This is a genomic window from Salinibacterium sp. M195 (assembly GCF_019443965.1).
Lineage (GTDB): Bacteria > Actinomycetota > Actinomycetes > Actinomycetales > Microbacteriaceae > Rhodoglobus.
Window position 1 is genome coordinate 1,636,202 of the sequence record NZ_CP040814.1, and the last position, 21,378, is coordinate 1,657,579.

The following is a 21,378-nucleotide window of genomic DNA, read 5'->3' on the forward strand; positions in this document are numbered from 1 at the left end:
GCACAGCAAGGATCACCGACGATGCCAACCGAAACGACCCCGACCTCGACCCAGGCCCAGGATCACACCACTAGCTCAACTGCTGTAGCGGGTGCAGCAAGTGCCGATGTAGCCGGTGCTGATGTCGCATCAGCTGAGCCTGCTGTGAACTCTCGCCCACTCTCGGCTGCCGCGAGTCTTGGCGATGATGTGCTCGACTCGATAGCGCAACGCGTGCTTTGGACAGCGACAGCCATCATCGATTCGGCCAACCGTGGGCGCCCGAACGATTCCGGGGTGAAGGTGGGAGGGCATCAGTCGTCAAGCGCATCGATGGTCGGCATCATGACGTCACTGTGGTTTTCCGAGCTCACGTCGATTGACCGGGTTTCGGTCAAGCCGCACGCGTCGCCGGTGTTGCACGCCATCAACTACCTCATGGGGGAACTTCAGGAAAAATACCTTCCGACGCTTCGAGCGCTTGGCGGACTACAGAGCTACCCGAGTAGGCTCAAAGACCCCGACACAGTTGACTTCTCAACGGGTAGCGTCGGAATTGGCGCGACAGCACCGCTGTGGGCAGCCATGTCTCACCGGTACGTTCGCGACCAATTTCCTGAAACTCCCGCGTCTGGCAGATTTTTCAGTCTGCTCGGAGACGCCGAATTAGATGAAGGCGCCGTCTGGGAAGCCGTCACTGATTCGGGAGCCCGTCAGCTCGGCGAACTCGTCTGGATTGTTGACCTCAACCGACAGTCCCTCGACCGTGTCATCCCCGATGTGCAAATCGCCCGGCTGCAGGGAATGTTCGCTGCCGCAGACTGGCAAGTACTCACCTGCAAGTGGGGGAGACGCATCCAAACCCTGTTCGTGCAGCCGGGCGGTGCCGAGCTGCGGGAACGACTCGAAGCGATGCCCAACGAGGAGTACCAACGGCTACTGCGCAGTCACCCTGACGAAGTACACACGCGACTTTTAGGGCAGGAGGCCGCACCAGCGCTGCAACAGCTTGTCGCGGCGCTGAGCCCGCACGAGTTGGCGGCGAGCATTCGCGATCTTGGTGGGCATGACATTCATCTGCTCCTTGAGACCTACAAGAACATTGACCCTGAGCGCCCCACCGTCATCTTCGCCTACACCGTTAAGGGTCGGGGTCTGGCGACCGAGGGGCACCCCAACAACCATGCGGCGCAGCTCACGGAAGCCCAGATGCAGCAGCTTGCCGAACTCTCGGGGATGACGCTCGAGGAACCGTGGCAGCGCTTCGCGACGGAGAGCGCTGAAGCCGTGCTGTGTCAGGATGCCGCAGCGCGGCTCCGTCGTCCGGCCATTGAACCTCACGCAATCGATCCGGTTCCCGACGAGCTGCCGTGGAGCTACAAGCCGCTGATCTCGACCCAAGCTGCCCTCGGTCGCTTTCTGCTTGACCTGAAGCGGGCGTCGCCCGAGGTTGCGCGGCGCGTGGTCACCCTCAGCCCCGACGTTGCATCATCCACGAACCTTGGCGGCTGGATCAATAAGACCGGTGTCTGGTCCGTTGGTGAACGGCACGACTGGTTTGCTGACGACACCAATCGTCTTCTCAAGTGGAGTGAAGGGGCGCAAGGCCAACACATCGAACTCGGCATCGCTGAGGTGAACCTCGTCTGTCTCGCAGCAGAGCTCGGCTCGACGTGGAGTCGTTGGGGGCAACCGCTGATCCCGATCGCGACGCTCTATGACCCCTTCGTCTCGCGGGCGCTCGAACCATGGTCGTACGGCATTTACTCTGGTGGCCAGTCGATTCTGATCGGCACACCATCTGGCGTGACGCTCGCGCCCGAAGGTGGAGCGCATCAGTCGATCACGACGCCCTCCATTGGCCTCGAACAACCAGGATGCGTCGCTTGGGAGCCCGCCTTCGCCCAAGACCTCGAATGGTGCCTGCTCGAAACCATGAAAAACATCGGTCGCCCCGAGGGACAATCTGCCTACTTCCGCATTTCGACGCGGCCCATTGATCAGCAACTTGCCCCACTGCCCGTCGACCCCGCACTGCGCGAACGCCGACGCGAACAAGCGATCGCTGGCGGCTACCGGGTGACCCCACGTGACCCGAGCAAGGATGCCGTCACTCTGGTCGGAGTCGGCGCCATCATGCCCGAGGTCATCGAGGCCGCCGAACGGCTCGCGAAGCTCGGAATCTCCGCTGGCGTCGTGTGTCTTACAAGCCCCGACCTCGTATTTCGGTCGCTTAATCAGCGCTACGACGCTGCGGCATCCGCTCGCACCTCAATCGTGGAAGAACTCTTCCCCGATCACGCGCGCACGCCGCTCGTCACCATCATGGACGGTCACCCGCACACTCTCGCGTTCTTAGCGGGAGTGCGCGGTGATCGCACCCGCAATCTCGGGGTCAGCGAATTCGGTCAGTCGTCGAGCCTCGACGATGCCTACGCGCTGCACGGGATCAATGCGGATGCGATCGTGCGCGCTGCGAGCGACGTGCTGGGGTTCTCGGCCTAGCTCAGGCCACGGCGGTTAAGCAGCGGCTGCAACTGGGCATCGCGCCCGAGGAAATCACGAAATGCCTCGAGCGGGTTCTTGGAGCCGCCAACACCGAGGAGTCGTGAGCGGAAACGGTCTCCGTTGTCGCGCGTCAGGCCACCATTTTCGGTGAACCACTCGACGGTATCGGCATCCAGAACTTCACTCCAGATGTACGAGTAGTAGCCGGCGTCGTACGCAGAATTGGCGAAGATGTGCTGGAAATAGGTGCTCGAATAGCGCGAAGGTACGGCAGGGTTGTCGAGACCGACATCCGCTAACGCCTTCGCCTCAAAGGCGGCAACATCGGTTACATCATCGTTGGCGCTAATGCGGTGCCACGCCTGGTCGATGAGTGCCGCCGCCAAATATTCACTCGTGAGGAAGCCTTCGTTGAAGGCGGCACTCGCGTGGATGCGCTCCACGATCTCGCGTGGCATGGGCTCGCCGGTCTCGTAGTGCTTGGCATAGTTGTCGAGAACCTCGGGCCAGAGCATCCACATCTCGTTGACCTGGCTGGGAAACTCAACAAAGTCGCGGTACGTGTTGGTGCCGGAGAACTTGGGGTAGGTGACGCGGGCAAAGAGGCCGTGGAGGGCATGGCCAAACTCATGGAACAGCGTGTTGACCTCGTCGTAGGTGAGCAGCGTGGTCTCGCCAGCGGCCGGTTTCGGAACGTTGAGGTTGTTGGTGACGATCACCGGATGCCCGAGCAGGTCAGACTGCGAGACGAGTGAATTCATCCACGCTCCACCGCGCTTGGAATCTCGCGTGTACAGATCGAGCGTGTACAGCCCAACTTCGCTGCCATCCTCGTTCGTGACTTCGAAGACCCGCACGTCGGGGTGATAGGCGGGCAGATCGAAGCGCTCGGCGAAGGTGACGCCATAGAGCTTCGTGGCGGCAAAGAAGACTCCGTCGCGAAGAACTCGCTCAGCCTCGAAATACGGTCGCATCTGGGTGGTGTCGACGTCGTACTGCTCTGCACGCACCTTCTCCGAGTAGTACGCCCAGTCGGCGGCGGTCACTTCGGTATCGGCCAGCTTCTCAAGCGCCGCGTGCTCCTCCCGAGCGTTGCGGGCGGCGGCGGGAGCGAGTTTGCCCAGCATGTCAGCGACTCGCTGCGGGTTCTGCGCGGTCTCGTCGGCGGTGACCCAAGCGGCGTGACTCTCGAAACCGAGGAGGTCTGCGCGTTGCGAACGCAGCTTCGCAATCTCGAGGACGAGTTCGCGATTGTCGAACTTGCCACCACGAATGCCGCGCGTGCGCGACGCTGCCATGACGCGGCCTCGAACATCCGCATTCGTCAATACCGAGAGGTGGGGCTGGTTGGTGGGCAGGATTAGCGTGATCAGGTACTTGCCGGTGAGCCCGCGGTCGTTGGCTGCGCTGGCTGCTGCCGAAATTTCGGATGCCCCGAGTCCGTCTAGTTCGTCGATGCTGTCGACGACGATCGCGAGATCGTTCGTGTCGGCAAGCAAGTTCTTCTCGAACTTGGTGGTGAGGGTTGAGAGGCGCGAGTTGTAGTCACGCAGGGTCGCTTTGGCTTCGTCAGAGAGGCCAGCGCCGGCGAGAGTGAACTCGGTGAAGTAACGCTCGACAAGGTAGCGGGCTTCGGCATCCAATTCGGTGGAGTCGAGACCATCGCGGATGCTGCGGATTCGTTCATAGAGCGCACTGTTGAGGCTGATGGCGTCGGTGTGCGCGGCGAGCTTCGGGGCGATGACTTCTTCGAGAGCATCTGTTTCGGTGCTGCCATCAGCGGATGTCTTGTTGAAGAAGACAATGGCGACGCGGTTCAGCAGCTGACCGCTCTTTTCGAGGGGGAGCATGGTGTTCTCAAAGCTGGGTGCTTCGGCCTGAGCGGTGATGGCCGCAATTTCGGAAAGCTGCTCGGCCATGCCTTTCTCGAACGCGGGAGCGTAGTGCTCGTCTTCGATATCGGCGAAGGGCGGCATGCCGAAGGGCAGCGTGCTGGGCTCAAAGAAAGGATTGGTCATTCATCTACCCTATTCTCGGATGATGACGAGCGAGCGATATACCCACGGCCATCATGAAAGTGTTTTGAAGTCACACACGTGGCGCACGATCGCCAATTCGGCGGCGTACTTTGAACCGCACCTCGAGGCTGGCCTTTCGTTGCTCGATATTGGGTGTGGGCCGGGCACGATCACGGCTGAGTTTGCCGAACGGCTTGCCCCTGGCCGTGTTGCTGGGCTGGATGCCGCTTCCGCAGCGATCGACAAAGCATCGGCTTTCACCGCCGACAACCTCAGTTTCTTGGTGGGTGACGCCTATGCGCTGCCGTTTGACGACAACAGTTTCGATCTGGTGCATTCGCATCAGACTCTGCAGCATTTGGGCGATCCGGTCGCGGCTCTCAGAGAGATGAAGCGTGTAGCCAAACCGGGTGGGCTTATTGCGGTGCGCGACGTCGACTACGAAGGCACTATTTGCTTCCCTGCGCTGCCTGGGCTGCGTGTGTGGGCTGATCTTTATGATGCTGTGCACCGGAGCAACGGGGGAGAGCCAAATGCGGGTCGGCGGCTGAAGTCGTGGGCTCTGCAAGCCGGATTGGCTGACATCACTGCGTCGGCGTCCGTTTGGAATTTCTCGGATGAGGTCGACCGCGAGTGGTGGGGCAGCATGTGGGAGGCGCGAGTGTTGGAGTCGGCTTTTGCGGGAGATGCACTGGGTAAGTCTCTGGCGACTCAGGAGATTCTGCAGCAGATTAGTAGTGCGTGGCGCGAGTGGGCTGACTCGCCAGAGGGCTGGATGGCGATGCCGCACGGGGAGATTCTGGCACGCGTTTAGCGAGAGTTGGGTGTTGCGGGCGCGGTGCAGGCCCAGTGCGGGCCGCCGAGTGTGAGCGGACGAGGGCTTTAGCAGCCGATGCCGGTGGGGTTGGCGTTGCAGTTTTGGTCGACGAGCACGGTGGTGGCGTGACCTGCTGTGGCAGTGAGGGGTGGGGCATTGATGGTGAGGGTGCCAACAACGTTGTTCCAGTCGCTGCCGGCGACACGATACTCGGCGGCGTAGGTCACGGCGAGGGTGATGGTGTATTCACCGGGTTCCTCGTAGACGTGGCTGGTGGGGGTGGGGTCGAATTCGGCGATCTTGTTCTTCGCCCAAGTTTTGCCTGGGCTGCCGTGGGTGGCCGTGGTGCCGTCGCCATAGTTCCAGTTGTAGCCAATGGGGATGAACCGCACTTGGGCGGTGCCACCGAACAGGGTTCCGTCAACGACATGGGCGGATGCGGTGGTGTAGAAGTTGGTGTCGAGGCCGACGATCATCCACAGGTGGGGTTGCATCGCTGCGGTGGGAGTTTGGGGTCGGAAGGTCGCGATGTCCGCAATAGTGATCGGCGCGGTTCCACCCGCTGCGGCTGCGGCAGGCGCAGTCCACGGCACACACTCGAGGCGTTGGATGTCGCACCAGGCTTCCCCGACATCGTCGAGGACGTCCTCAACCGGGATGTAAGCGGCGCCGTCGGTGTAGTAGTCAGAATCGCTGCCCGTGCCGCCGTTGTCGCGGCCGGACGAGCCCCGGGAACCCGGCGACTGTGTGGAGCCTTCCAGTTCGACGGCGCCCTCGGAAACCTCATAACTCGGACAGCTGCCGTCGTAGAAAGCGAGCCCGCCGCAGCCGGCGTTATCTGCGAAAGAACTGGCTGCTCCAGTAAAGACAAAAGTAAGAATTAGGAGCAAGGTTGCGAACACTGAGGTCCAAGTTTTCAACACTCCCCGGCACCCCAAACATCCACGTCCGAAACAAGAAGCACTTGTTGCTCGACGCTGAAATCGAAGGTCACCTGCAACACTGACCTGTCTTGTCGATCATCCGCGACTAAGGAGTTGCCGTTTGCATCCTGAAGTTTCAAATCTGAGACATCGCTGCACATATAAACGGTAATCACCTCAGCCGAGCTGCCACTTGGGGAATATCTTTGAAGCTCGAACTCAGTGTTGCGAACGTCGCCTGTTGCGCGGCCGCCTTTTTCGGCAAACTTCTGCAAGCCGTCGACAGTCGCATCTAGGAACGTCCCAACCGCAACGGCCTCTAATCGCGATGAATTCTGGCCTCCGTCTTCTAAAATCCTTCCCATCACGCGGGTGTACTCCCCATAAGCCTCTTCAGCCGCAGCGAGCGCTTCCTCGTCGGTCGCGTAGGGCGCAACGAAGGTGGAGGTGGGTTCGGGCGGAGTAGTAGCTGCGGAGGGCACGCATCCGCTTAGGGAAGCGAGAAGAACCGCGGCGATCGTGAGTCGTACGGGGTTCGGTAGGCGCATGCTACGACGCTAAACATATCGCCCAAACTTGGTGCTCAACTTTCCACAAGACACTCGCGTGGCTCGCGCCGCGCAGGCGAGTGCAGAAGCACTGGCACGGCGCGAGCAACAGCGAGAGTGGGGCTAGGAGCTAGGTCTCTTTAGGAAACGGGTTCTTCAACGGTCACAGTGCCATCGGCACCTTGGCGCACGGTGGTGCCGTCGTCGAGTTCGGCGACCGGGCGTGATTCAAGCCAGGTGAGGGTCCACCGCCACGCACTTGTATCGAGGTGGGCGACATCCGCTTCAACGCCAGCGATCGCTTCGCGCATTGCTGTGCCTAGGCGTTCGGGTACGTCGCCGCCGACCGACCAGCGTGTGCCGAGCTGCATTAGACGTTCTTTTCGTACAAGATCCACGACGTGCGGTCCGCGACCCTGTCGTAGAGGCGCTTAGCGCTGTCGTTCTCTTTGTTGGTGATCCAGCGAAGCTTTCCGCCGCCATCTTCTGCAGCGCGCGCGGCGATGTCGTCGATGATTGATCCGGCAACTCCAGCACCACGGTGCTCAGGGTCAACATAGAGGTCATCCATGAACCAGCCCCACGAGGCGGTGAAGGTGTCAGGCAAGCGACGATAAAGTCCGAAAGCGGCGATATCACCGGGGGCGGGGCGGCCCTCGGGAGCCACAGCAACTACAGCGTTGAGCTGTGCGGTGTCATCCATGAGCCATTCCCAGACACCCTGAACGATTTCTTCGGTGAACTCGGTTTCGTAGAACACTCCGTACTTGACGAAGTGTTCTTTCCACTGCTCAAAATCGTCTTCTTGGATGTCGCGGATCGTGTACGAAGGCTTCTCTGAGTTCGTCATTTATTCAACAATACGCGGTTTCAGGGCTCGACGCCGAAACGACGTCGAACCCCGAGCGACTGTTAGGAGGAAGTCTCAGGTGCGGCTTCCACCAGAACGATGTCGCGAACCTCAATCTCCTCGGCCTCAACAATGGTGAGGTCGTGGATGCGGCCAACAGCCTTCAGATCGTCAATTGCGGCAGCGATCAGGGCTGGCCCCGCGAGGGTTGCCGAGGTCACTTCAGTCTTCTGCGATGCCTTCGCGTCTGTCTTAGCACGACGGATGCTGATGAGCGCCTGGCTGACCGCGTGGAACAGTCCGCTCGGCTCAGCGGTGACGCCAAGTTCGTCGGCGGTTGGCCACGAAGCGGAGTGCACCGAGGTGTCGTGAGTCCAACGCCAGACCTCTTCTGTAGCAAACGGGAGGTAGGGCGCGAAGAGACGCAAGAACACGTCGATGGCGGTGTGCAGGGCGCGGTTAGCGCTTGCCTGGGCTTCGGGAGTTCCGGCGCCATAGGCGCGTTCCTTCACGAGCTCGAGGTAGTCGTCGCAGAATGTCCAGAAGAACTTCTCGGTGACTTCGAGCGCCTTCGCGTGATCGAAGTTGTCGAGGGCCGTTGTGGCCTGGTCGACAACCGATGCGAGTTCGGCCAACATCTCTAGGTCGAGCGCTTCGGTTACGACAACGGTCGAACCTGCGGCAACGGCAGGCGCCGGGAAGGAGTACACAAACTTCGAGGCGTTCAGCACCTTGATCGCAAGACGGCGACCGATCTTGATCTGCTTCGGGTTCTGCGGGTCGAAAGCAGCGTCAGTTCCGAGGCGACTGGATGCTGCCCAGTAGCGAACGGCATCCGAACCGTGGTCATCGAGCATGCCCTTGGGCGTAACAACGTTGCCCTTGGACTTCGACATCTTCTTGCGGTCGGGGTCAACGATGAAGCCGGAGATGCCGGCGTTCTTCCACGGCACCGTTCCGTGCTCAAGTTCCGAACGCAGAGCGGTCGAGAACAACCACGTGCGAATGATGTCTTGGCCCTGGCTGCGTAGTGAGTAGGGGAAGACCACGGTGAAGAGCTCGGGGTCGGTCTCCCAACCACCAGCAATCTGCGGGGTCAGTGATGACGTAGCCCAGGTGTCCATGATGTCGAGTTCACCCTCGAAGCCACCGGGAACGCCACGCTGGTCTTCCGTGTAGCCGGGAGCGGTATCGGATGACGGATCGATCGGCAGCGAAGCCTCGCTCGGAACAATCGGGGCACCCTTCTCACCGTCAGCATCAAGCTCGTACCAGACGGGGATCGGCACGCCGAAGAAGCGCTGGCGCGAGATGAGCCAGTCGCCCGTGAGACCACCGACCCAGTTGTCGTAGCGAACCCGCATGTGATCGGGGGTGAAGTTGATCTGCTTGCCGGCCTCAAGGAGACGGCCGCGCAGCTTCTCATCCCGCGCACCATTGGTGATGTACCACTGGCGCGTCGAAATGATCTCGAGAGGCTTGTCGCCCTTCTCAAAGAACTTCACCTGGTGCTGAATCGGCTTGGCATCGCCGATCATTTCGCCGGATGCCTTGAGCAGAGCGACCATGGCGGCCTTCGCGCTGAAGACCGTCTTGCCCGCGAGCTCTCCGTACGCAGCCTGAGCGGCATCGCCAACAATGACGTCGGGAGCGTCGGCAATAATGCGACCGTCGGCACCAATGATGGTGCGGTTCGGCAGATCAAGCTCGCGCCACCAGACAACGTCAGTGACGTCACCGAAGGTACAAATCATCGCGATGCCGGAACCCTTATCTTGCTGAGCAAGGTGGTGCGCCAGGATCGGAACCTCAACACCGAAAATCGGCGTCGTCACCATCGTGCCGAAGAGGTGCTTGTAACGCTCGTCATCGGGGTGAGCCACGAGAGCAACACACGCCGGAAGAAGCTCGGGGCGAGTCGTCTCAATGTGGATGTCGTCGCCATCCGCCTGGTGGAAGGCAAGACGGTGGTACGCGGCAGGCTGCTCTTTGTCTTCGAGCTCGGCCTGAGCAACAGCGGTGCGGAACGTGACATCCCACAGCGTCGGAGCAAAGGCTTGATAAGCCTCGCCACGGTCAAGGTTGCGCAAGAATGCACGCTGGGCGGCGCGCTGAGCGTCATCGCCAATCGTGCGGTAGGTGAGGTTCCAGTCAACGCTCAATCCAAGCTGGCGCCAGAGATCCTCGAACTGCTTCTCGTCTTCAGCGGTCAGCGTTTCGCACAGCTGAACGAAGTTGCGACGAGAAATCGGCAACTGCGCAGCAGCCTTCGTTGACTTGCCTTCGCCACCCTGCTGAGGAGGCTCGAAGCTCTCGTCATAGGGGAGCGTGGGGTCGCAACGCACCCCGTAATAGTTCTGAACCCGACGCTCGGTGGGCAGACCATTGTCATCCCACCCCATCGGGTAGAAAATCTCTTTGCCGCGCATGCGCTGGAAGCGCGTGACCAAGTCCATGTGGGTGTAGCTGAAGACGTGACCAATGTGCAGGCTTCCGGATGCCGTTGGCGGGGGAGTGTCGACCGAGAATACGCAGTCAGAACCATCAGTGAGTGCCTTCTGGCGATCGAACCGGTAGGTGCCTTCGTTCTCCCACACGGGAGCCCACTTGTCTTCGAGGCCTTCTAGGGCGGGCTTTTCGGGAACGCTCGACGACATAATTTCTCCGGTTCGATATATGCGGCACCGAGTCAAAGAAGAGGTGCCTGAGTGTGAGTGGTGCTCTCAATCGTAACCGACAGCGGCAGGCAGAGCCGGTGCGCTCGATTACCGTTCTAGTAGGCAGCCAGAACAGCGTCGATTGCCCTCGCGACGTACGGCTCAAGACGTCCACGTTGCGGGCCAGACTGTGCCCACTCCTGAGCAGCGGCAACCACACACGCGATGAGTGAATAAGCCTGAGCCCTGGCGGTAGCCGAATCAACACCGTGGCGCTGCGCGAAACCGGTCAGAAGCCGCGCCTGCGTTGCAAAACGACTCATCGCCGACGCCTGCAACTCTGCCGCGCTACCGATTAGGTCGTACTGAGTCAGAATAAACGGAACATGCTGTGACTCCAGCGGGGCAACAGCGGCAAGCATCGCCGAGCGGATGGCGTTGGTCGCGTCAGCAGGCTGCGCCGCCTGATCAGCCAACGCTGTTTTCAGTCGCTCGGTCGCGGCATCCAGTTCTACCCAAAAGACTTCGCCTTTGGCCTCGAAGTAATTGAAGAACGTATTGCGGCTCACTCCAGCGCGCATCGCAATCTGGTCAACCGTCGTGCCCGTGTAGCCATTCTCTACGAACAGCTCGAAGGCAGACTCTTGCAGAAGTTCGCGGGAGGCGGCGGGCGGGCGGCCACGGGTGGCAGAGCGGGGAGGTGTCACCGAATCATCTTCTCACTCGAGGCAGGGCGGCGAGAAGTGACTGAGTGTACGGGTCGCGGGGAGCCGTGAAGATCTCCTCCGTTTCGCCGGTTTCTACGATGCGACCCTCATTGATGACCGCCACCCTGTCGCTCATGTGGCGAATCACCCCGAGGTCGTGAGAGATAAAGAGGTAGCTGAGGTGCAGGTGACGCTGCAGCTCGTCGAGCAGATTCAGTACCCGAGCTTGAGTGGAAACATCCAGAGACGACACCGGCTCGTCGCACAGAATAGTCTCGGGCCCCGGCGCGAGTGCGCGAGCAATCGCCACCCGTTGACGCTGGCCTCCCGAGAGGTGAAGCGGGCGTCGGTTCTTGAGCGATTGCGGTAGGTCAACGGCGTCGAGGAGCTCGGCGGTCGTTGTCAGTGACTGACGAGTCCCGGATGCCCCGACGCTGAGAGCGTCGGCGAGGATGCGCTCGACGCTCAACCGCGGATCGAACGAGCTCAACGCATCCTGATAAATCGCGCCGAGCGTGTGGCGAAGCGGACGGCGTTCGCGGGCATTCAGCGAACCCCACTCGCTGCCGTTCAGCAGCACGTCTCCGCTGTCGGCGGACTCTAGACCCAGAGCGATGCGCGCGATGGTGGTCTTGCCCGAGCCCGATTGGCCAACCAACCCCAGCGTCGTCCCTGCGGCGAGGGTGAGAGACACCGCATCGAGAGCGTGAATCGCCGCGCCGTGAGGTGTGGGATACCGCTTCGAGACCGAGCGGAGCTCGAGTGCCGGTGGCCGCGGGGAATCGGCGCTCGCGGAGGATTGAGTGGTGGGAGCTGTGGGAGCTGTGGGTGCGGTGGGGGCCGTGCGGGTGCCGATACGCGCGTCGGTGCGTGCATCGACATCGACGGCTGTGGCGGCATCCGCGGGCAGCGTCAGTAGAACTCCGCGCGGCACATCGACAGGAATGGCCGCGAGCAGTTGCTGGGTCGGCAGCGCGGCTGGCGCGCGGAGTACCGCCTGCGTCTCGCCGGTTTCGACGAGCCGGCCCTCGCTCATCACGGCAACACGATCGGCAATGCGAGTGACCACAGCCAAATCGTGGGTGATGAGGATCATCGCGGTTCCGCTGTTTCGTAGCGACGACAGCAACTCGAGCACGCGGGCTTGCACCGTGACATCGAGTGCAGTGGTGGGCTCATCGGCAATGATCAGGGCGGGTCCAGCCGCGATTCCGGCGGCGATGAGCGCACGCTGACGCAGTCCGCCCGAGAGTTCGCCTGAGCGCTGTCTGGCACGCAAGGCAGGGTCCGGAATGCCCACGGCCTCCAACAGCTCAAGCACGCGCGCCTGACGTTCTCGCTGGTTGAGGCTCGTATGCAGCCGCAGCACATCATCAATCTCACGCCCGACCGGGCGCAGCGGGTCGAGCGATACGAGCGCATCCTGCAACACCAGCCCAATGGATGCTCCGCGAATGCTCCGCCACCGTCGAGCACCGGGTGCCGGAAGGCTTTCTCCCGCCAAACTCAGCTCGTCGAAGCTCACGCGGGCACCGGCAGGCGCGAGCCCGAGCAGGGAACGGGCCGTGACGCTCTTGCCTGATCCCGATTCGCCGACAATGGCGAGGCATTCGCCGGCGGAAACCTCGAAGCTAATGCCGTCGACGGCGGGGCGGGCACTGCGGTCAAAGTGAACGCTGAGGTTGCTGACGCGCAGCAGTGGGGAGCCGGTCATCCGTTGGCCTCCTGACGTGCACGGGCATTGAGCGCACGACCGAGCACCGTGAACGACGCTGCGGTGGCGACGATAGCGAGGCCAGGGAAGACCGTGAGCCACCACGCCACATCAATGTAGGTGCGGCCGCTTGAAAGCATTGCGCCCCATTCGGCGGCGGGTGGAGCGACGCCGAGTCCGAGGAAGCCAAGCGAGGATGCCCACACGATGGCTTGGCCAACACCGAGCGTGCCGAGCACAAAGATGGGGGAGAGTGCGCCGGGCAGGATGTGCTGCCACACGATGCGGGCTCGCGAATGGCCGAGAACGGTCGCGGCTTCAACATATTGGGCGCTACGAACGCTGCGAAGTTGGCTGCGGATGATGCGGGCGTAGCCTGGCGCGGTCGATAAGCCAACCGCCACCGTCGAGGTGATCACGCCTGGCCCAGTGATTGCGATAAAGACGAGTGCGAGCAGCAGGCCGGGTAGCGCAAACATGACCTCGACGATGCGGGTGCTCACGAAGTCGCCGAGCCTGCTGCCGAGGCCGCCGAGCAATCCGAGAACGAGGGCGAGACCAAGCCCGACCACCGTGGCGGCGACACCGATGAGCAGGGAGTTGCCGGCTCCGAAGACGACGCGAGTGTACACATCGCGACCAGACTCGTCGGTGCCGAAGAAGTGGGCAGCCGATGGTGACCGGAACGCTTCGGCGGGGGCGACCGCATCCGGGTTAGCAGTCGTGATGAGCTGTGGTGCGAGTGCTGCCGTCAGGATGAGCGCGAGCACCGCTAGAGCGATCACGACACCAAGATTGCCGAGCAAACGTCGACTGCCCCGGATGCCGGGAGCGCGCCGCGCAGGCTGTGAGAGTCGGCCAGCCAAGATTTCGGTCATCGTGCTGCCACCTCCGTTACGCGAGGGTCGACGATGCGGTCGACGACATCCGTGGCGATCGTGACGATGATGAAGGTCAGTGCCGACAGGAGGGCGACGGCGGTGACGACGGGGATGTCGCGGATCGTGACGGCGTTCAGGAGGGTTCTGCCAAGACCAGGCCGCGCGAAGATCGTCTCGACGACAACGGCACCGCTCAGGAGTGAGCCAAAGGCCCAGCCCGAGAGGGAGATGCCGGGCAGCGCCGCGTGACGCAGCACGTGACGAAGCCGCACACCCCATTCGCTCTCGCCCCGGGCGCGGGCCGAAAGAACGAAGGGCTGTTCGTAGGCGTTGGCTAAGGACTCGCGCATCACTTGGCCGAGGAAGCCGGTCAGGGGCAGCGCAAGGGTGAGCACCGGCAGAACAAGGCCAAGCGGACCCGGGACACTAATCGGTGGGAGCCAGTGGAGCGTATTGCTCAGCAAAATGATGAGAAGTGAGGCCAACCAGAAATGGGGAACGGCAGCGGCCAGCAGCTCGAGCCCCGAGCCCAGCGCACGTGCAACGCGACCGCGACCACTCGTGGCCAGGGTGAGAGCAAGAGCGCCAAGCCAGGCCGCTACGAGGGAGGCAAGCGTGAGCACGAGCGTCGACCACAGTTGCGTCAGCACATAGGGAGCCACCGCCACCTTGAGCGCGTAGGACGTACCAAAGTCGGCGACGGCGAGCTTGCCCATCGCCAGAAAATACTGAACGATCAGCGGCTGGTCGAGACCATAGTCGGCACGAATCTGGGCAACAGCTTCGGCGGACGCTTGAGAGCCGGGCCCGCCCAGAATCGCATCCACTGGATCGCCCGGAATGAGACGCAGAGCAAAGAAAATGACTGTCGCGACAGCCCACAGCACAAACACCCCGCCACCCACGCGGCGCGCGATCCACCCCAGCGAGCGCAATCGCGTCGCTGGGGTGGAGACACTCGCTGGTGCGGGAGTGTCAGTCGAAACCGTCACAGACTATGTTCCTTGATGCTCGGGGAAGAAGTGCTTCGGGTGAACTAGCGGCTCACCCTCGTCATCGAACCTAGTTGCTCAACTCAGTTGTTCAACTCAGTTGGTCAACCACGCGTCATAGAACGTCGGCGCTGCAACAGGAGGCAACGCCCGGAAGCCCTCGACGCTCGTGCTGTAGAGGTAGTGGTTCTGCTGGTCATACAGGGGCAGAACATAGAAACCGTCAACAATGATCCGCTGAGCCTCGGCATACAGCTCTTGACGCTCGCTGGCATCCGAGGTCTCGCTTGCCGTGGTGAGAATGGCATCGAGGGCAGGATCGCTCAGCTGGGCCAAGTTCGCGTAGTACCCGCTCGGCGCCGGAATGATCGAGTCTGAGTGGTACAGGATGCGCAACACGTCAGCGCCGACCTTGGTGTACGGGGCGCTCACCACGTTGTACTCGTTCGTGAACAGGGCGCCGTACCAAGAAGACAAATCTGTCGGTTGCAGGGTGACCTCAAAGCCCACATCTTTGGCGGAGGCCTGAATCTGCTCAAACAGTGACTGCTCAGCGGGGATCGACTGGTTCGTGCTGATGGGGAACGTGAGGCTCAGGCGCTCGCCGTCTTTAGTGCGGTACCCGTCGGAGTCGATCGTGTTCCAGCCGGCTTCGTCGAGCAGGGTTTTGGCTGCCTCCGGGTCGGTCGTGAACACGTCTGGCGTCGATATGCCTGCTGGCTCAACGCTCGAGAGCACTGAGTAGGAACGCTCGGCCGTGCCGAAGAACAGGCTCTCGACTCCGGGGTTCACATCCACTGAGCGGATGAAGGCTTCGCGCACCCGGATGTCGTCGAACGGTGCTTTGCCCGAGTTCAGCTCGATGCGGTTGGCGGCGCCGGGCCGCGGCGCATCGAGTTCTTCAATGGTTGCCACGTCGGCGGCCGACGAGATGTTGTTGGGCTGCGCGTTGTCGATGACGTCAACATCGCCCGACTGGAGGGCGGCATAACGGGTGGCCGCATCCGGAATGAAACGCCACTCGATCGAGTCGAGCAGTGCCGGGCCGGTGCGCCCTGCATCGTCAGGAGCCGAGTTGTAATCCTCGTTGCGCTCGAGGGTGATCGATTGTTGCTTGACCCAGTCGGTGACCACGAACGGGCCGGTGCCGACGGGGTTCTCGCAGTTGACCGCTTGTTCGCGCTCGAGTGCTGTGGGCGATTGGATGCTCACCCAGGGCTGAGAGAACGACTCGAGGAGAGCGCTATCTGGTGCTGACAGGGTGAAACGTACCTGGTCGGCGGCGACGGCGTCGATGCCCTCAATCTTGCCTACGGCGAGGTATCCCGTCGATGAGGCGGTCTCGGGGTCCTTCAAGTGCTCGATGTTTGCTTTCACGGCTTCGGCATCAAACGGGGTGCCGTCGGTGAAGTTCACGTCATCGCGCAGGGTGAAGTCCCACGTGAGTCCATCTGGGCTCTCGGTCCAGTCGGTCGCGAGCCACGGAATGATCTCGCCGTCGCTGTTTTTGGAGACGAGGGATTCGAGGTACTGGGTACTGATGAGTGCTTGGGGGTAGTTGCCGCCGACGTGGGGGTCGAGGCATCCGGGCTCAGCGTCACCGGTGGCATACACGAGGGTGCCGCCCGCTACAGGATCACCGGCGGGTTCGGTTGCTGCCGTGCATCCGGCAAGCAAAGCCGCGCTGGCCACAACGGAGAGGGAAAGGAGGAGGGTGCGGGGCGCGCTCAATGGGGTCCTTTTGAGTGGAGGGAGGGTGCTCGGGTGCGAGCCACTCAATTATTGTTGAACTCAGTACATTAAGTCCAACTGGACAAAAAACCGGGCCGGTCCGCGTGAGCGAAACCGACCCGGTTTAGTGAGCAAAAAGCGCGAGTGCTAGTCCTGCTTGCGCGAGAACTTGGTGGCGAGCTTCCACGTGGTGGGGATCACCGCAGCAGCGATTCCGGCCTTGATGAGTCCCCCAATGATGAAGGGGTAGAGGCCCCAAGCAAGAACTTGCTCAAGGGTGCCGCCCGTAGCGATTGCCAACCAGGTCAGGCCGAACGCGAACGTCACAACCGTGCCGCCAAGGAAGGAGAGGGCTGCGCCAAGGAACTTCTTGTCCCAGTCACGCTGAGCCAGCCATCCGGTGAAGCCGGCAGCAAAGATGAAGCCGATGATGTAGCCGCCGGTGGTGCCAGCAATGACGCCGAATCCCGACGAAGCCTCGCTAAACACGGGCAGCCCGACAATGCCGAGAAGCGCGTAGAGCAGCATCGAGATCGCGCCGCGGGTTGCGCCGAGTGACGCACCAACAAGAAGAACGGCAAGCGTTTGGCCGGTGATCGGCACAGGATAGAGCGGCACGACAACCTGGGCCATCACGGCGGTGAGCGCAGCGCCGGCGCTAACCAGAGCAATGTCAGTCGCGAGGCTGCGAGAAAAGACGGTGTCGGCAAGCGTGGGGCGGCCGAGGGTCAAAGTGAGAGTCGACACGCGACGCTCCTTTCCTTTGTCAGCGAACTGTAGAGAGACCTGCCTGAATAGGCCGGTGCCTGAATAACCCTAGTCATAGTTAGCGCGAACGTGCGCGTGTGTCCGACCAACAAACCCGCTCAGAGTTGTTGGATGCATAACAATCGCGCTTCTCACGCCGCGGGAGCGGATGGAGCCGTGGGCTTTCCTGCGTCTGCCGTAACAGGAGGTGCCAAGAACAGCGTGCCGTGGATGACGCTCCCGTTGAAAGTGCGCACAGCGACGAGCACCCACGCTCCAACAAGAGCGACAAAGCTCAAGAGCGCCATCACTTCGAGCACCGCGGAACCGGTGGCAAAGGCGAGAACGCTGAGCGCCACGACCATGTTGCCGACAGGGAAAGTGAACGACCACCACGTGAGGCTGAACGGCAAGCCTCTTCTGGCTGTGTGCACGGTCATCGCTATCGCGAGCGCAGTCCACAAAAGTGCGAACCCGAGAGTGGGGATGCCGTAGATAATCCCGGCAAAGCCCAAGAATTCGGCTAGATCGGCTGACACAGCGACTGGGGCGACCGCTCCGAGCACAATTGCCGCCGTAATGGACTGGGCGAGCGGGCCAAGCACAATCCAGAGAGTTGGCACCGCGGCCGAGTTGCCGATGTTGTGTCGTGCTAGCCGACCCCAGATCAGCGGAAGGATCACCGCGGTAGCGATCATGCTGAGCCCGAACATTGCGTAGCAGGCCAGAAGCATCGTCAACCGGGCCTCACCGGCGGGCAAAAACGGGATCAGCGGCGCACCGGCTGCCGCTGAGACCAGAGGAGGAACAACCGGCATCAGCCAGCCCCCGAAAGCGGACTGATCGGTGACCGAGGACGACGTGAAGGTCAAGAACGGCACAATCACGGCAGTCGCAAGCCCCAGAACGGTGCCGATCGACCACAAGACGAGCGCGACCGTGAGCGCAGCATCCGATCCGATGATGTCGGGACCGAACAGCAACGCACCAGCGCCAATGGTCAGAATCGCCAGTGGCGGCGCACCATAGAAGTGAACCATCACCGGATGCCGATGATGGGAGCGAGCAACCTCACGGTGGACAACCCAGTGGGCTGCGCTCGCGGCGATGAGCCCGAGGAGCAAGACGGTCGCGACCACCCACACGACACTCGCAAACGCATGGAGTTGCGGGGCGATGAGCGGAAGCGTTGCGGCGGCGTTGGCGACAATTCCTGTCCCCATCACGGAAGCAAACCAGTTGGGGCTGATGTGGGAAACCACGAGGCGTGGATTGCTGAGCTCGCGCAAGAGTAGTCGGCGGCGCACGCGCACGATCGGCGCGCTCGTGCTCGCGTGGTGGGGGCGAGAGGTCTGGCTGCGCATGAGTCGTTTCTGGTGTGCGGATGGGCAACGTGTGTCAGCCACCCGATGCAACAGGGCGTGTTGGCGTAGCATTCCCGTAGCCTTGAGCCACCCCGGTGCCACGCAGTGTTCGCTCGGCTGCCGGGCATGCCGCGCCTAGCCCCGCAGTGGAGGAACCATGACAGAGCTCGTGATCGTTGCCCTTGTGGTGTTTGCCTTTGCGATGATTTCGCGCAAGCTGGCGCTTTCTCCGGTCACGGCACCGATGGTGTTTACTGCCGCGGGCATTCTGCTTGGCATAGTGGGCGCTCAATGGTTTGAGCTTGACCTCGAGGGGGAGGTTGTCTCAATTCTGGTTGAGGCCACCCTGGTGCTGGTGCTGTTCACGGATGCCGTACGCATTGATCTGCGAGCGCTGCGTAAGCAGGTTTTGCTCCCGCTTCGCTTGCTGGGGATCGGGCTTCCGCTGACCATCGTGCTTGGTGCCGTTGCTGCGCTGGCGCTCTTCGGGGAACTTAGCTTGATCGAGGCTGCGCTCATTGCGGCCATTCTGGCGCCGACGGATGCTGCGCTTGGTCAGGCGGTCGTGAGCGATAAGCGCTTGCCGGTTCGTATCCGGCAGGCTCTCAATGTGGAGAGCGGACTCAACGACGGAATCATGGTTCCGGTGGTCACGGTTTTTCTGGCTATTGCTGCGGCCGAAACGGGCGCGGCAGGCAGCGACAGTTGGGGTGTTTTTGCCGCGCAGCAGATCGGCTTCGGGGTGCTCTTCGGCGGGGTGGTTGGAGTGCTTGGTGGCTGGCTACTCAGTCGCGCTTCGCGGGCCGGCTGGGTTGACGGCATCTATCGTCAACTCGCCACCATCGCGATTGCCGTTGCGGCGTTTGCTAGCGCCGGCGTCGTGGGCGGCAACGGCTTCATCGCAGCATTTGTTGCCGGCCTTGCGTTCAGCGCAATCGCTCGCGAGGAGTGCCAGGATGTTCAAGATTTCACCGAAGACGAGGGCGAGCTGCTGAGCTCGATCACGTTCTTGGTCTTCGGAGCAGTACTGGCGGCACCGATCCTGACATCCCTCACGTGGCAGATCGCGCTCTATGTCGTGCTGTCGCTGACGGTGGTGCGCATGCTGCCGGTGCTCATTGCTCTCGCGTGGTCGCGCACTCGTTTCGAAACTCGATTGTTCATTGGCTGGTTCGGGCCGAGAGGGCTGGCCTCGATTCTGTTTGCCTTGCTGGTGTTCGACGAGCTGAGTGGCTCTGTCGCCGACACGGTGTTCTCGGTAGCGGTGTGGACGATCCTCGTGAGCGTCTTTGCTCATGGTGCGACGGCAAGCCCGTGGACCGCACGACTCGCACACCGTCTGAGCTCCGCGCCGGCATCGGCACCAGAGCTGAAGCACGTTCAGGAGATGCCCGCTCGTCGCCGCTTCTGATTCAGCGTGCCGTGGGACGATTCGCTCTAGTTCGCAATTGTGCTAATTCAACTAGAACAACTAGGATTGTATTGTGCTAGTTCGAGTCGATCCCGCGTCAGAGACGCCGCTGTTCGAACAGCTTGCTACGAGCATCCGCCAATCTGTTATCGACAAGTCAGTAACGGCAGGGGAGAGGCTCCCGAGCGCGCGCGAACTAGCCAGCTCGCTCGGCATCAACATGCACACAGTGTTGCGGGCGTATCAAGAGCTGCGTGACGAAGGATTCATCGAACTCCGCCGCGGTCGGGGAGCGATAGTTGCCGCCACCGCCCACAGCTACGACTCGCTTGCCGACGGAATTGCTTCCGTAGTGGCTGACGCTCGCACCCATAACGTTTCCCTAGCTGCACTGACCGCCCTCATCCGAGAGGAATACCAATGACCCTTCCCGCCGAGAACGTTGCGCCCCAACTCACACGCAACCGCCGCCTCATCATTGTGATCGGCGTAATAATTCCGCTGCTCATCACTCTGGCTGCGGCATTCGTCATGGCCTTGTGGATCCCCGAGCTTCCCAGCCCCGTTGCCTCGCACTGGGGCACCTCTGGTCCCGACGGCTACTCCACGGCGGGCAGCGTCATTGCACTACCACTGCTATTCACACTCGTGTTCGCCGCGCTCGCCGCATTCGCGAGTTGGCGCGGTGGGCCTCATGGCGGCATGCTCTGGGCTCACAAAATTCTCATCGCGACATCGATGTTCCTCGCTATTTCGATCAGCGTGACTGCGGCAGGCTCGCTTGCGGTTCAACGCGGCCTCGAGAATGCCGAGAACGCGCCGGGGATTGGCGGAATCGCGCTCGCAGCCTTCGCGATCGCGCTCGTGATGGCGTTCTTCGCCTGGCTCATCCTTCCCGCTGCCGAGCAGATCACATCGACTCCGGTTGCAGCCAAGCCCATCGAAGGCGCCGTTACTCAGCGAGTGTATTTCTCCACTTCCACCCGCGTGGGGCCCGGAGTTGTTGTTGTTGTCGCTGTCGCCCTCGTGGCTCTCGGGGCTGCGCTCGCCGTTCAGGCGGTCACCAACCCCGCAGAGCTTCTTCTGCCAGCGGTTATCGGGCTGTTCATCATCGCTCTTGCCATCAGCACCCTCTCGTGGCGGGTAACGATCGATCAGCGCGGGCTGCGGGTTCGCTCAGCGCTGGGAGTGCCGCGCACCACAATCGCCCCAGAGCACATTGATTCCGTTGCTGTCGTCGATGTGAACCCGATCGGCGAATTTGGCGGTTACGGCTGGCGTTGGGCGCCTGACGGACGCAGCGGCATCGTGCTCTCCAAAGGAGAAGCAATCGAAGTGACGCGGATGAACGGCAAGAGGTTCATCGTCACGATGCACGATGCGCAGCGTGCCGCCGAGGCGCTTGCTACCGTCGCTAAGAAATAGCGCCCGGCGGTCAGCCAACTCGCGTATCATTAACGCCACACGCTATGAACCGGCCATCACCGGGGAGCATTCGGAAGAAATCGTCTCAACTTCAGCTTCGGCAGGG

General features: G+C 61.8%; 18 protein-coding genes. 5 read left to right on the forward strand and 13 right to left on the reverse strand.

Annotation, left to right across the window (positions count from 1 at the left end):
* Positions 1-21: 21 nt before the first annotated feature.
* Positions 22-2,484 (forward strand): transketolase C-terminal domain-containing protein, encoded by a 2,463-nt coding sequence (locus FFT87_RS07870; RefSeq protein ID WP_219948213.1) that lies wholly within the window; start codon positions 22-24, stop codon positions 2,482-2,484.
* On the opposite strand, the gene FFT87_RS07875 is transcribed toward FFT87_RS07870, so the two are convergent.
* On the reverse strand, positions 2,481-4,505 hold the full coding sequence (locus FFT87_RS07875) for a M3 family metallopeptidase (protein WP_219948214.1): 2,025 nt from the start codon (positions 4,503-4,505) through the stop codon (positions 2,481-2,483). The two genes, FFT87_RS07870 and FFT87_RS07875, sit on opposite strands and share 4 nt — an antisense overlap.
* A gap of 22 nt (positions 4,506-4,527) precedes the next feature.
* Here FFT87_RS07875 and FFT87_RS07880 point away from each other — a divergent pair, with 22 nt between their 5' ends.
* Positions 4,528-5,319: a class I SAM-dependent methyltransferase gene (locus tag FFT87_RS07880; protein ID WP_219948215.1), complete on the forward strand. Its 792-nt coding sequence runs from the start codon at positions 4,528-4,530 to the stop codon at positions 5,317-5,319.
* A gap of 68 nt (positions 5,320-5,387) precedes the next feature.
* Here the strand turns inward: FFT87_RS07880 and FFT87_RS07885 are convergent, their stop codons facing one another.
* From FFT87_RS07885 to FFT87_RS07940, 12 genes are all read right to left on the reverse strand, one after another.
* On the reverse strand, positions 5,388-6,224 hold the full coding sequence (locus tag FFT87_RS07885) for a PKD domain-containing protein (protein WP_255558951.1): 837 nt from the start codon (positions 6,222-6,224) through the stop codon (positions 5,388-5,390).
* Positions 6,225-6,238: 14 nt separating this feature from the next.
* Positions 6,239-6,793, reverse strand: a complete 555-nt coding sequence (locus tag FFT87_RS07890; RefSeq protein WP_219948216.1) for a hypothetical protein — start codon at positions 6,791-6,793, stop codon at positions 6,239-6,241.
* 140 nt (positions 6,794-6,933) lie between these two features.
* Positions 6,934-7,164 carry a hypothetical protein gene (locus tag FFT87_RS07895; RefSeq protein WP_219948217.1) on the reverse strand — a complete coding sequence of 77 codons (231 nt, stop codon included), beginning with the start codon at positions 7,162-7,164 and terminating at the stop codon, positions 6,934-6,936.
* Entirely contained in the window at positions 7,164-7,643 is a 480-nt protein-coding gene (locus tag FFT87_RS07900; protein ID WP_219948218.1) for a GNAT family N-acetyltransferase, read from the reverse strand. Before FFT87_RS07900 ends, FFT87_RS07895 begins: the two co-directional genes overlap by 1 nt.
* 62 nt (positions 7,644-7,705) lie before the next feature.
* Positions 7,706-10,300, reverse strand: coding sequence for a valine--tRNA ligase (gene valS, locus FFT87_RS07905; RefSeq protein WP_219948219.1), 2,595 nt, complete (start codon positions 10,298-10,300; stop codon positions 7,706-7,708).
* 116 nt (positions 10,301-10,416) lie between these two features.
* On the reverse strand, positions 10,417-11,007 hold the full coding sequence (locus tag FFT87_RS07910; protein ID WP_219948220.1) for a TetR/AcrR family transcriptional regulator: 591 nt from the start codon (positions 11,005-11,007) through the stop codon (positions 10,417-10,419).
* A gap of 4 nt (positions 11,008-11,011) precedes the next feature.
* Positions 11,012-12,721, reverse strand: a complete 1,710-nt coding sequence (nikE, locus tag FFT87_RS07915; RefSeq protein WP_219948221.1) for an ABC transporter ATP-binding protein — start codon at positions 12,719-12,721, stop codon at positions 11,012-11,014.
* Positions 12,718-13,599: an ABC transporter permease gene (locus tag FFT87_RS07920; RefSeq protein WP_219948222.1), complete on the reverse strand. Its 882-nt coding sequence runs from the start codon at positions 13,597-13,599 to the stop codon at positions 12,718-12,720. Before FFT87_RS07920 ends, nikE begins: the two co-directional genes overlap by 4 nt.
* Entirely contained in the window at positions 13,596-14,594 is a 999-nt protein-coding gene (locus FFT87_RS07925) for an ABC transporter permease (protein WP_219948223.1), read from the reverse strand. Before FFT87_RS07925 ends, FFT87_RS07920 begins: the two co-directional genes overlap by 4 nt.
* A gap of 96 nt (positions 14,595-14,690) precedes the next feature.
* Positions 14,691-16,325, reverse strand: coding sequence for an ABC transporter substrate-binding protein (locus FFT87_RS07930; RefSeq protein WP_219948224.1), 1,635 nt, complete (start codon positions 16,323-16,325; stop codon positions 14,691-14,693).
* A gap of 147 nt (positions 16,326-16,472) precedes the next feature.
* A complete protein-coding gene (locus FFT87_RS07935; protein ID WP_219948225.1) occupies positions 16,473-17,072 on the reverse strand; it encodes a biotin transporter BioY in 600 nt (199 codons plus the stop codon).
* Positions 17,073-17,224: 152 nt separating this feature from the next.
* The gene (locus FFT87_RS07940) at positions 17,225-18,436 is read right to left on the reverse strand and encodes a TDT family transporter (protein ID WP_219948226.1); all 1,212 of its coding nucleotides are present in this window, start codon (positions 18,434-18,436) and stop codon (positions 17,225-17,227) included.
* A 157-nt stretch (positions 18,437-18,593) separates the two neighbouring features.
* Here FFT87_RS07940 and FFT87_RS07945 point away from each other — a divergent pair, with 157 nt between their 5' ends.
* The 3 genes from FFT87_RS07945 (at position 18,594) to FFT87_RS07955 (ending at position 21,272) form a co-directional block, all read left to right on the forward strand.
* Positions 18,594-19,847 (forward strand): sodium:proton antiporter, encoded by a 1,254-nt coding sequence (locus FFT87_RS07945; protein ID WP_219948227.1) that lies wholly within the window; start codon positions 18,594-18,596, stop codon positions 19,845-19,847.
* A gap of 73 nt (positions 19,848-19,920) precedes the next feature.
* Positions 19,921-20,271: a GntR family transcriptional regulator gene (locus tag FFT87_RS07950; protein WP_219948228.1), complete on the forward strand. Its 351-nt coding sequence runs from the start codon at positions 19,921-19,923 to the stop codon at positions 20,269-20,271.
* A complete protein-coding gene (locus FFT87_RS07955; RefSeq protein WP_219948229.1) occupies positions 20,268-21,272 on the forward strand; it encodes a DUF1648 domain-containing protein in 1,005 nt (334 codons plus the stop codon). Before FFT87_RS07950 ends, FFT87_RS07955 begins: the two co-directional genes overlap by 4 nt.
* Positions 21,273-21,378: the final 106 nt, after the last annotated feature.